An 11,038-nucleotide genomic window follows, 5' to 3' on the forward strand; every position below is an offset into this window, starting at 1 on the left:
TTGAACTAATCGATAAGTCTCAGCAATGAGATTTTGAGTTAGTCATAAAAAAGCCATCCTTTAAGAGGGTGGCTTTTTTTGTGGGGGCGCGGAAGTGGTATTATTGATAAAAAGTGAAGTCTCGATAAGATTCTTTGGCAAAATTTGCCTGAGCTAAGAGCTATTAAGCGATAAACATAAGAGGAAGCGCCGTGTTTGTTATAGAAGATTTCCCCATTCATGCAGCAGAGCGTCAGCACGTGATGCAAGCGGTGGCGGATATTGAAGCTGTGGTACAGCCACAAGATGCGTGGTCTTATCAAACATTGCTCCAACTCCTTGAACAAGATAGCATCCACATACTAATTGTCTATGGGCAAGAGCAGCCTGCTTCTGTGAACGGAAATAAGGTGCTTGGCTACTGTTTATATCAAGTGGTTTTTGAGCAAGCAGAAATTCTACGTATTGGGACGCAGCCTGCTTACCAACGCCAAGGTATTGCCTCGCAACTTTTTGCTAAATTAAACACAGAGTTAAAGACCCGTCAGGTAGAGAGTCTATTGTTAGAAGTGCGTGCAGATAATGCCCCTGCCATTGCTCTATATGAGCAGCAGGAATTTGTGGTGATTCATCAGCGTAAAGGCTATTATCAACGGTTGGGTCAGTCTGCTGTTGACGCGTTGATTATGCAGCGTGTTTATTGTTAAGTGGCTCAAGACGTCTTTTGTCACTGTGAGGGTGCTTTCTTTTTGCATACTTCGATATCCAGCTGATAGTCACTGTCTGCCTTCATGCGCTCCAGCACCTCGATACGTTCGCTTAGCAACTCTACCATAATGTTGATATTGGCTTGTTGGTTTTGGACCTGTGCTAACTTTTGCTGAGTCAGTGTCAGCTGCAAATCAATATCGAGTTGACCGTCGTAATAATCATTAAGATTTTCTCTGATTTCTATAAGCGTAAAGCCGATGGCTTGGGCGCTTTTGATCAGCTCGATACGTTCAATACACTGGGGGTGAAACTCCGTATATAGACGAGAACCTGCCTGCCGTTTACGGGACTTTAGCAAACCCAATTGGTCATAATGACGAACGGTATCTTTGGTTGTATTGGCTTTTTTTGCTAGGGCGCCAATTAATAAGAATGAGGTATCAGGTGCCATAATGATCTCGACGGTAGGTAAATATTTATAAAATATTATAAATAACAAAATGGAGTGTGATAGGTAGTAGCAGTCGCGCTTAACGTTGTTTGAGTTGCCAAGGCTCTACGGTATCAAGTAGCGACACTGCTAACGGTTTGTGAGAGTCGTTTTGCCATTTTACTGAGCGATCACTCAGTAGGGTACCCAGTTGATTGAGAAAATCCACTCGCGGTAAGGTGATGGCGCCTAAGCTCATAAGATGGTCATTTGGAAGCTGACAGTCAACGAGCGCTACATGGCTTTGTTCGCACAAACGCATCAATCCCCAAAACGCTAGTTTTGAGGCGTTAGAGGCGCGGTGAAACATGGATTCGCCAAAATACACGTTGCCTATTTTTAATCCATAAAGCCCGCCGATCAGCTGTCCTTTATCATCCCAAACCTCGATACTATGGGCAAAGCCTTGAGAATGCAGCTCAGTGTACGCTGCAATCATCTCTTCATGAATCCATGTATGCTCGCCCTCAGGTAGTCCGTCGCTACGGGGTAAACTACAAGCATGGATCACCTCAGCAAAAGCATGGTTTAGGGTCAGCTGCCACCGTGCGCGACTGGCTTGCTTACGCAGAGACTTACTCGGCTGATAGTCACTTGGCACCATCACACATCTTGGTTCAGGACACCACCAAGCGATAGGCTCATCTTCATTAAACCAAGGAAACAGTCCCTGCGCATAAGCAGAAATCAGGGTGTCGGGCGCTAAGTCCCCACCCATAGCGACGATACCAAGCCCCTCAGGATCGATAGACGTAGGATCAGGAAAGTCATAACGCCCAAGACTCTTTAGAGCCTCAGGTGTGATGGGATGATCATTATACTGTGATAAGTTAGCCATTTAGTCTTCTTGATCAGCAGTCAACGTTGACGCATACGTGTGATCAGACGCATTTGCTTCCCCAATGGCGTCCAAATATTTCTCTGCATCAAGCGCTGCCATACAGCCAGTACCAGCAGAAGTAATGGCCTGACGATACACATGATCTGCGACGTCACCGGCTGCAAATACCCCTGCAACACTGGTTTGTGTGGCATTACCATTTAAGCCGCTGTTGACGATAAGGTAGCCATCTTTCATATCGAGCTGATCTTTGAACAAATCAGTATTGGGCTTATGACCGATGGCAACAAACATGCCCATCGCTTCTAGTGTTTTGGTGCTACCATCTAGCGTAGACTCGATGACCACGCCATTAACGCCCATGTCATCGCCGACCACTTCTTTTACTTGATGGTTCCATTCGATTTTGACATTACCATTTTTGGCTTTTTCAAATAACTTGTCCTGTAGGATTTTTTCAGAACGCAAGCTGTCACGGCGATGGACTAGTGTGACCTCAGAAGCAATGTTAGAGAGGTACAACGCTTCTTCGACGGCGGTATTACCACCACCAATGACGGCCACTTTTTGGTCTTTATAAAAGAAACCATCACAAGTGGCACAAGCTGATACGCCCAAACCTTTAAATTTGGTTTCAGATTCTAGTCCCAAATATTGAGCAGATGCCCCTGTTGAGATAATCAAGGCATCACAAGTGTAGTCGCCATTGTTACCTGATAGCTGAAAAGGACGCTCATTCAAATTCACGTCATTGATATGATCATAGACCAATTCAGTACCGAAGCGTTCGGCGTGGGCTTTCATACGCTCCATTAAAGCAGGTCCCGTTAAATCATGAGCGTCGCCTGGCCAGTTATCGACTTCGGTGGTGGTCGTTAATTGTCCACCCACTTCCATACCTGTGATCATGACAGGCTTGAGATTGGCACGTGCCGCATAGACGGCAGCGGAGTAACCGGCTGGGCCTGATCCTAAAATAATAAGCTTTTCGTGACGTGGAGCTGTAGTGGCAGATACCATGAGTTGTTCCTTGCTAAAAATAAGAATGAAAAATGTGAGTTATTAGTAGAATAAAAAGATACTCTTCAAAAGTTGTGACGAATATGGTTTTTCTAATTGCTGTGTGATAATAACATAAGGGCATACGGCAAAAAGTGCAAGTTTGCTAAAACAAACACAGGTATCATTAGAATTAAAGCATGTGGGTCTTGAAAGAGGATTTTGAAACATGGCTAAAAAGATAGTGGGTATTTTATAGGGTTTACGAAATAGGGTTTACGAAAAATTGTTAGAAGTATCCTGTCAGCGGTTTTGACGAGTAGCTCGTGTTTTGTGTCTAAATCGTATATTGGCTTACTTTCTTGCATGCTTTCTTTAGAAGACTGTCGCCACTATACCTATGTATTTGTTATTATAAGAAGTTATGCCAAGTGTGGTCGTACCTAAAAAATGACGGTTATCTATCGTTGTTAGGAGGGATAATGGCCTTTAAACACTTAGCTAGGTATATTTATGTCAGCACTTTATGTCAGCATGATTAGGCTTAGTCATGCGCAGACGACCATTTAGTATTAATAACAAGGCAGATCTTACGTGATATCAGCACCGCTTATTGAGTATTTAAAAAAGGGAATATTTACCCTCCTTGGGTTGATACTGGCCGTTTACCTGTTTGTCATTTTGATGACGTACACAGGCAATGATCCTAGCTGGTCGCACATCAGTAGTGATATGACGACGATTAATAATATGGGCGGTGAAACTGGGGCGTGGTTGTCTGATTTACTCTATAGCTTCTTTGGTTTTGGCGCATGGTGGATTCTGGCGTTTGTGGTTTATGAGTCTATTCTTATTTGGTGGGACAATAAGCCAACGTTTTGGCTCATGCGCTTGGTTGCTTATGTGTTTTTATTATTAAGTGCCAGTGCTTTATTTGCCCAGTTTGTGTCTTTGATCCAGCAGATTACCAATCCCGCATCGACTGAGTTGGAAGGTGTGGCGGGTGGTATTATCGGCCTTGAATTACAAGTGCGTTTGGCGCAGCTGTTATCGCAGTGGGGGAGTGCGCTTTTCTTGGCAGTATTTGTCATTATTACCGCCACCTTTGCCTTTAACATTCATTGGTTGACGATCTATCGCAAGGTGACGGCGCTATCATGGCTCGGTGCTGGTGTAAAAAATAAAGACAGGGACAATACCTTAGCCACGCCAGAAAATAACGCTTCCGAGAACGATGATGAAAGCACAGTAAAAGATCATACAAAAAAAGAGGCGTCAGAGTACGAACAATTACCACTTGAGCTGCAGACAGCGGAGCATGCTAAAACAGTAGATAACAGCGGTCGGTTCAGCAATGCGTTGTCAGATTTTTTAGTAAACTCGGGGCTTGCTGATAGTGTGAAAGCGTCCATGGCAACAGCGACACAAGCTACTACCTCTGATCAAACCTCTGTGTCTAGTAATGGAAAAAGCGACTATTTAAACACAGTAGCCGTGACCCCTAGCGGCACTATGGCTCGTGATACGATGGCCAGCGGTACTACGGACAGTACTACCGCCCCCACGAACGCATCGGCGTCATCGAGTCCTACTATGATGCCTGTGCGTAAAGTGGAACCAAGCTTTGCGTGGAATGATGCCAGTACCGTCGATGATTTGTTAGCAAGCGAGCAAACGAGTTATAGCGCTCATCGTGTGAATCGCGCCGATGCTGATACTTTAGTTTCTAATGATACCGACCTTGAATCACCAAATGAAGCTGCCCTAGCGTCCACACTCACCCCAGAGACAGAGCTGGCAGCGGCTCAATCAGCTGTGAATCCACAGACAACCACTATTCAGCCATCAGTTGATGATTTGGCATACAGTGACAGTCGTCGCCAAGTTACGACTGAGTCTAGCTCTGCTGAACTAGAGAACACAACGGTAGCCGTTGATACGTTGGCAGAGGCTTGGTTAGCAGAGCATGCTGACGTCTTGGAACCTACGACTCTTGAGTCTCCTGACCCCGTTCAGTCAGACAACATCGCTGAGCCGCTAGTATCAGAAAAAGTAACGTCTGCGCCAGATGTTACTCCTGATGACTCAAACACACCCTCGCAACAGAGGACTGACGAACCAGCTGAGCTGTCACATAATGTTGAAGTGCCGAGCGTGACTGAACATCCAGCTGCTCTAGCATCGACAGAAGCTACTTCGCCGGTACCAGAGGATACTGCCTCGGTCTCAGCAGTGGCTGACATGACGCCAACCAACACACCGCCTACCAATCCAAAAGCTGCCCCAACGGTAGAGGCAACGAGCGCTAAGACAAATACCCCATCGGCTAACGCGATTAAACCTTTGATGAGCTTTGCCGTGCCAGAGGGTGATAGCAGCAATCGTATCACCGACATGATGCCAGATGATGACACGAGTACGGATGACGAGGCACATGCCCCAGTCATGCCAGATATCAGTGATGATGCAGCCTTTAGTCAAAAATCACGCTCGATGCAAACGGCCGCTTATCGCAGCAGCTTAACCCCTATTCCAGAAGTGTCTATACTCGATAAGCCTGATCCTGATCGTAAGCCTAGCTATACCGTGGCTGAACTTGAGCAACTTTCTGAATTGTTAGAGATTAAACTGCAAGAGTTCAACGTTAAGGCAACCGTCGTTAATGCAATCCCAGGGCCTGTGGTCACTCGCTTTGAAGTGGAGCTTGCCGCAGGGGTAAAAGCCAGTAAGGTCACAGGCATTTCACGCGATTTGGCGCGCTCATTATCGATGGCTTCTTTGCGGGTGGTCGAAGTCATCCCAGGCAAGCCTTACATCGGTATTGAAGTGCCCAATAAAAAACGCGAAATGGTACGCTTAATTGAGCTGCTCAGTACCGAAACCTTCAAAGACCCTAAAGCGCAAATCAGCATGGCCATGGGTAAAGATATTGGTGGTAACCCAATCATCACGGATCTTGCCCGCGCGCCGCACATGTTGGTCGCTGGTACCACAGGTTCTGGTAAGTCTGTACTGGTCAACTCCATGTTGCTCTCGATGCTACTCAAATACACGCCAAATGAGCTGCGCCTTATTCTGATTGATCCAAAGCAGCTAGAGCTTGCCAACTACAATGACATTCCGCATCTGCTGACGCCAGTCGTCACGGATATGACCGAAGCTGCTAGTAGCCTGTCATGGTGTGTGGCAGAGATGGAACGCCGCTATCAGTTGATGAGTTTGCTTAAGGTTCGTAAGCTGAACGAGTTTAATAAAAAAGTCGTTGCGGCAGAAAAAGCAGGCAAGCCGATGCTGGATCCTTTGTGGCGACCGAACGACAGTGTCAGTATCAGTCAAGCGCCCAAGCTAAAAACTTTACCGATGATTGTTATTGTTGCAGATGAGTTTGCCGATATGATCATGCAGGTCGGTAAGCAAGCAGAAGAGCTGATCACACGCTTGGCACAGAAATCGCGCGCCGCTGGTATTCACTTGATGCTCGCCACCCAGCGCCCATCCGTAGATGTCATCACAGGTTTGATCAAAGCCAATATTCCAGTACGTGCGGCTTTGCGAGTCAACTCAAAGGTCGATTCACGGACGATCTTAGACAGTGGCGGGGCCGAAGACATGTTAGGTAATGGTGATATGCTGTTTTTGGGGCCAGGTCAAATTGAACCCGATCGGGTACATGGCGCATACGTTAGTGATGAAGAGGTCAACCGTGTCTGTGACGCTTGGCGTGAGCGCGGTGCACCTGACTATATCGATAATATGGCAGGTAACTTTGAGTTGTCTAGCCCGGGTGGGGGCGGTAGTACGGCTAACGCTTCTGGTGAGGACGACGACCTTTATAATGACGCAGTGGCCTTTATTATGGAAACCCGTAAAGTCTCCGCTTCTAGCATCCAGCGTAAATTTAGTATCGGCTACAACCGCGCCGCCCGTATTGTAGACTCCATGGAAGAGGCAGGATTGGTCAGCTCGATGGGTAAAAGTGGTAAGCGTGAGCTACTGATGTAAAGGCTGGTCAGTTGGACTAAATGATTCAAAAGCGAGCTGCACAAGTAGCTCGCTTTTTTAATGCCGTTTTTAAGGATTGTTAAACAAATATTGGTAGGAAGTCTGTCCGACTATGCGCTAACCCGATATACTAAGTAAAATCATTTACCATGGAAGGTTAATTATGTTTAAAGAATATACTCAGTATGATGCCATAGGGTTGGGCGCACTCGTCAACTCGGGTGAGGTGAGTGCGAAGGAGCTGCTGGACGCAGCTGTTTATCAAGCGAACAAGATGAACCCAAAGTTAAACGCCATTATTCACCGTTTTGATGAGCGCGCTTATCATGCTGCGCGCGCAGGATTGCCGACAGGCGTTTTCAATGGCGTGCCTTATTTGCTAAAAGACTTGTCTTTTAGTTTCGCTGGTGAACCGATTACGATGGGCAGTCGCAGCGTCAATATCATCTCAGAAAACGACAGCGAAATCGTTAAGCGTATGAAAGCTACCGGCGTGAATACCTTTGGTAAGACCAACACCCCTGAGTTTGGTTTGATTATCACCACTGAGCCAAAAGCCCATGGTGCCACTCATAATCCCTTTAAAAAAGGCTATAGTTCTGGCGGATCTTCAGGCGGTAGTGCGGCGGCAGTGGCTAGTGGTATGGTACCAATGGCAGGCGCGGGTGATGGGGGTGGATCGATACGTTTCCCTGCCGCTTGGTGCGGCGCATTTGGACTCAAGCCGAGCCGTGGTCGCAATCCAATGGGTCCTAGGTTTGGTGAAGGCTGGGAAGGAGCAGTCGCTGATCACGTGATTACGCGCTCAGTACGGGATAGTGCCGCGATGCTCGATGCTACGAGCGGTGCAGAGATTGGTGCGCCATTTGTGATTGGCGCGCCTGACGGCACGTTTTTGCAAGCTGCCATGCGTGCACCGCGGCAGTTGACCATCGCCTTACATCAGCAGCCATTGATCGCCAACACCACTGTAGATAAAGAAGTGCTTGCCGTCCTTGAGCAAACCGCAAAGCAACTAGAATCTATGGGTCACCGCGTGGTACCAGCTGAGCCAAACATTAATATCGAGCAGTTTTGGCACGACTTTATCGTCGTGGTTTGCGCACACACCGCCTTTACGATAGATAATATCGCGCGTGACTTTGGCGCTGCCCACATCAAAAATTTAGAACCGCAAACCTATAACATGGCGCTGCTAGGTCGCTCGCTGTCAGCGGTCGATTTGGCGCACGCCAAACACGGTTGGCACAACAGTCAGTATCAAACGGGTTTATTACTCGAAACCTACGATATGATTTTGTGCCCGACTGTACCGACCACTGCTGTGAAGCACGGCGTGCTACCGCCAAGTCGTGTGGATGAGATGCTGATGCGTAGCGCTGAAGTGCTCAATAAAGGCATAGACATGGGTAGGTACGCCTTTAACTCAGGCATGATTGAAAAGCTAAGCCAGCCTGTGCTTGGTAAAATGGCCTTTACATTATTGGGTAATGTCACAGGATTGCCCGCGATGTCAGTACCAGTCGGTATGAGTAAAAAAGGCTTGCCCATTGGCATGCAATTAATCGGGCGCATGAACGATGAGGCGACCCTGCTTAGTGTGGCAGGCGAGATGGAGCGGGCTGGGTTATTTACCAAACCTGCGTTTGAAAAGTAGCTTTACGTTCAATACGTGCTAATCAAAGCGATAGATATCCATACCCAAACTATGATGCGCCATGCTTTGATGAACGACAGAGACGCGCTGACCTGCCCCTAAGGCAAAAAATAGTGGTAGCAGATGCTCGTCGCTTGGATGAATGTCTTGATAATTAGGATATTGCTGCCAGTCGAGAGCGGTGGGCATGTCTATTTTAAGCTGCTGTAGCAACCATAACTTAAACGCTTTTGCTGTCTGATCGATGCTGTCCGCTTGCCAGCGCAGTGCTTGTAAATTGTGCGTGATGTTACCTGAGCCAATAAGCAAGATCTGCTCATCACGCAGGCGAGCAAGCTGTGCGCCCAACTGATAGCAAGCGACACTGTCATAGTGCTGCGGTAACGATACCTGCACGATAGGCACATCTGCCTGTGGGTATAGGTGTTTGAGCGGCGCCCAAACCCCATGGTCACACGCTCGCATCGGATTGACGCTACAAGTAATACCGCGTGCGGTGAGTTGATGCGCGAGGGATTCAGCAAGAGCTGGCTGACCTGCCGCAGGATACTGGATTTCGTACAACTCAGGAGCAAACCCGGAAAAGTCATGCCACGTTTTTGGCTGTGGATTACTGCTGATTTCAAGCTTTGCCGACTGCCAATGAGCTGACATAATAACGATGGCACGGGGCTTGGGTAAGTTTTGCCCAATACGTGCCAGCGCGCTGGTGGTGGCAGACTGCTCAAGCGCCAGCGTGGGTGCGCCATGTGAGATAAACAAGGCTGGTAGCTTTGCCATGTTACCAGTACTGGTTATGATAGCAGATGTGTCCGCCCAAGCTGTTGCTGCTGTGATGGGGGGCAGCGTACTATCGTGATGATCGTCACGTGGACGGTGAGTCTGAGAGGCGTTGGGTGTCGCGCGTTTTGGATATTTCATGATCCCTGTATTAGGGCGCGCGCCAGTTTTTCAATCTGTTTTGCCAGTGATATTTTTAGATTAAAAACAGTGGGTGTATATTTTATTCAATTACCACGATGATAAGGGTGGTTGTTATTGATACTCATCGCTCGGTATAACTGCTCCATTAACACCACACGAACTAACGGGTGCGGCAGGGTCAGCGCTGATAATGACCACTTTACATCGGCTTTTGCTAACACTTCTGGCGACACCCCATCTGCACCGCCAATGACTAAGGCAATGTCATCACCTTGCTGCATGCTGTCTGCCAGTTTGTCCGCCAGCCCTTCTGTTGAAATCATCTTACCTTTGACATCCAGTACCCATAGCTGTTCGCGCCCTGTTGCGTTATGAGCGGCCAAAATTGCTTGACCTTCTTGCTCACGGTATTGTGCTAAATTGGCATCTGAAGGGTTTTTTGCCCGTTTTGCGGCGGCAATTTCAACGATCTCTGTGCTCAGCATGGGTTGGATACGCTTAAAGTACTCATCAAAACCCGTCTGCACCCAGTTTGGCATTTTATTGCCCACACTCAAAATTCTTACTTTCATAGGAAACACCATTCTAATAGTTGAAAAAACGTAATAGCAAAACGCTACGCTTAAATTACTGTAACAAACCTGACTTTTACAATGCTTTTTTTTATGCTTTACTAAGTTTTGATAGACACTTGTTCTTTATATAGTCGTCTCTTAGCGCTGTTTGGCAGAGCGATGAGCAAGTACCCCATGTTTTTGTCGTGCTCCTAGCCAGCATTTTGGCCTTAGGAGTAAAAGGGATATTAACGTTTTTAAACGAAAGGAGTCGTTCATGAACCGTAGTATATCAAGTTTTCTCACGCTTACCGCAGGTGCCCTGCTATCTACCTCTGTTTTTGCCGCCTCTTTGGACGGCACGCAATGGCAAACCATTGATGATAAAACAGGAGAAAAAAAGGCCATCATTCAGTTGTACGAAAACAATGGTAGAGTGTCCGGAAAAATCATTAAGGTGCTTGACAGAGAAAAGGCCAAAGCAGTCTGTACTAAGTGTCCGGGTAGCCTAAAGAACCAACCTATCGAAGGCTTGCGAATTTTAACAGGTCTAAAGGCCGATGGTAATAACAGATGGCGTGATGGTAAGTTGGTCGATCCTGAATCAGGTAAAGTCTATTCGGGTAAGTTGACGTTAAGTGATAATGGTCAAAGTCTCGACTTACGTGGCTATGTTGGCACACCACTATTTGGTCGCTCACAAACTTGGCAACGCATCAAATAACCGTTTGACGCTAGGTAGACTGTTTATTAACAGTCATTGTTATTTGAAACCAGCCACTTAAAACAAACCATTTACAGTAAAAGGGTAGCCAATAATCATGAGTGAACCGACCCCCATAAGTTGGACACAACTTATGGGGTATTTTTATGCGTTACGA

The 11,038-nt window shown here is 47.0% G+C and carries 9 protein-coding genes; 4 read left to right on the forward strand and 5 right to left on the reverse strand.

Going from position 1 to position 11,038, the window contains the following annotated elements; all coding sequences use genetic code 11:
• Nucleotides 1–191: 191 nt before the first annotated feature.
• Nucleotides 192–686 (forward strand): ribosomal protein S18-alanine N-acetyltransferase, encoded by a 495-nt coding sequence (rimI, locus tag JFC06_RS12020; RefSeq protein ID WP_227670133.1) that lies wholly within the window; start codon nt 192–194, stop codon nt 684–686.
• A 20-nt stretch (nt 687–706) separates the two neighbouring features.
• On the opposite strand, the gene JFC06_RS12025 is transcribed toward rimI, so the two are convergent.
• From JFC06_RS12025 to trxB, 3 genes are all read right to left on the reverse strand, one after another.
• Nucleotides 707–1,141, reverse strand: coding sequence for a MerR family transcriptional regulator (locus JFC06_RS12025; protein WP_198335227.1), 435 nt, complete (start codon nt 1,139–1,141; stop codon nt 707–709).
• A gap of 79 nt (nt 1,142–1,220) precedes the next feature.
• Nucleotides 1,221–2,018: a leucyl/phenylalanyl-tRNA--protein transferase gene (aat, locus tag JFC06_RS12030; protein WP_198335228.1), complete on the reverse strand. Its 798-nt coding sequence runs from the start codon at nt 2,016–2,018 to the stop codon at nt 1,221–1,223.
• Nucleotides 2,019–3,041 (reverse strand): thioredoxin-disulfide reductase, encoded by a 1,023-nt coding sequence (gene trxB / locus JFC06_RS12035; protein WP_198335229.1) that lies wholly within the window; start codon nt 3,039–3,041, stop codon nt 2,019–2,021.
• Between the two features lie 573 nt (nt 3,042–3,614).
• On the opposite strand from trxB, the gene JFC06_RS12425 reads away from it, so the two are divergent.
• Entirely contained in the window at nt 3,615–7,022 is a 3,408-nt protein-coding gene (locus JFC06_RS12425; RefSeq protein WP_198335230.1) for a DNA translocase FtsK, read from the forward strand.
• A gap of 163 nt (nt 7,023–7,185) precedes the next feature.
• Nucleotides 7,186–8,679, forward strand: a complete 1,494-nt coding sequence (locus JFC06_RS12045; RefSeq protein ID WP_198335231.1) for an amidase — start codon at nt 7,186–7,188, stop codon at nt 8,677–8,679.
• A gap of 18 nt (nt 8,680–8,697) precedes the next feature.
• On the opposite strand, the gene JFC06_RS12050 is transcribed toward JFC06_RS12045, so the two are convergent.
• The gene (locus JFC06_RS12050) at nt 8,698–9,459 is read right to left on the reverse strand and encodes a DODA-type extradiol aromatic ring-opening family dioxygenase (protein ID WP_227670142.1); all 762 of its coding nucleotides are present in this window, start codon (nt 9,457–9,459) and stop codon (nt 8,698–8,700) included.
• A gap of 227 nt (nt 9,460–9,686) precedes the next feature.
• A complete protein-coding gene (rlmH, locus tag JFC06_RS12055; protein WP_193005748.1) occupies nt 9,687–10,175 on the reverse strand; it encodes a 23S rRNA (pseudouridine(1915)-N(3))-methyltransferase RlmH in 489 nt (162 codons plus the stop codon).
• Nucleotides 10,176–10,434: 259 nt separating this feature from the next.
• Between rlmH and JFC06_RS12060 the strand changes: the two genes are divergently transcribed.
• Nucleotides 10,435–10,881: a DUF2147 domain-containing protein gene (locus JFC06_RS12060; protein ID WP_198335233.1), complete on the forward strand. Its 447-nt coding sequence runs from the start codon at nt 10,435–10,437 to the stop codon at nt 10,879–10,881.
• The last annotated feature ends 157 nt before the right edge of the window (nt 10,882–11,038 follow it).

This window comes from Psychrobacter namhaensis (assembly GCF_016107545.1).
GTDB lineage: Bacteria > Pseudomonadota > Gammaproteobacteria > Pseudomonadales > Moraxellaceae > Psychrobacter > Psychrobacter namhaensis.

Bases quoted from the DNA above. Each gene is read 5' to 3' on its own strand.
- JFC06_RS12025 (WP_198335227.1), bottom strand. From the start codon at position 1,141: ATGGCACCTGATACCTCATTCTTATTAATTGGCGCCCTAGCAAAAAAA.
- rlmH (WP_193005748.1), bottom strand. From the start codon at position 10,175: ATGAAAGTAAGAATTTTGAGTGTGGGCAATAAAATGCCAAACTGGGTG.
- JFC06_RS12045 (WP_198335231.1), top strand. From the start codon at position 7,186: ATGTTTAAAGAATATACTCAGTATGATGCCATAGGGTTGGGCGCACTC.
- JFC06_RS12060 (WP_198335233.1), top strand. From the start codon at position 10,435: ATGAACCGTAGTATATCAAGTTTTCTCACGCTTACCGCAGGTGCCCTG.
- aat (WP_198335228.1), bottom strand. From the start codon at position 2,018: ATGGCTAACTTATCACAGTATAATGATCATCCCATCACACCTGAGGCT.
- trxB (WP_198335229.1), bottom strand. From the start codon at position 3,041: ATGGTATCTGCCACTACAGCTCCACGTCACGAAAAGCTTATTATTTTA.
- JFC06_RS12050 (WP_227670142.1), bottom strand. From the start codon at position 9,459: ATGGCAAAGCTACCAGCCTTGTTTATCTCACATGGCGCACCCACGCTG.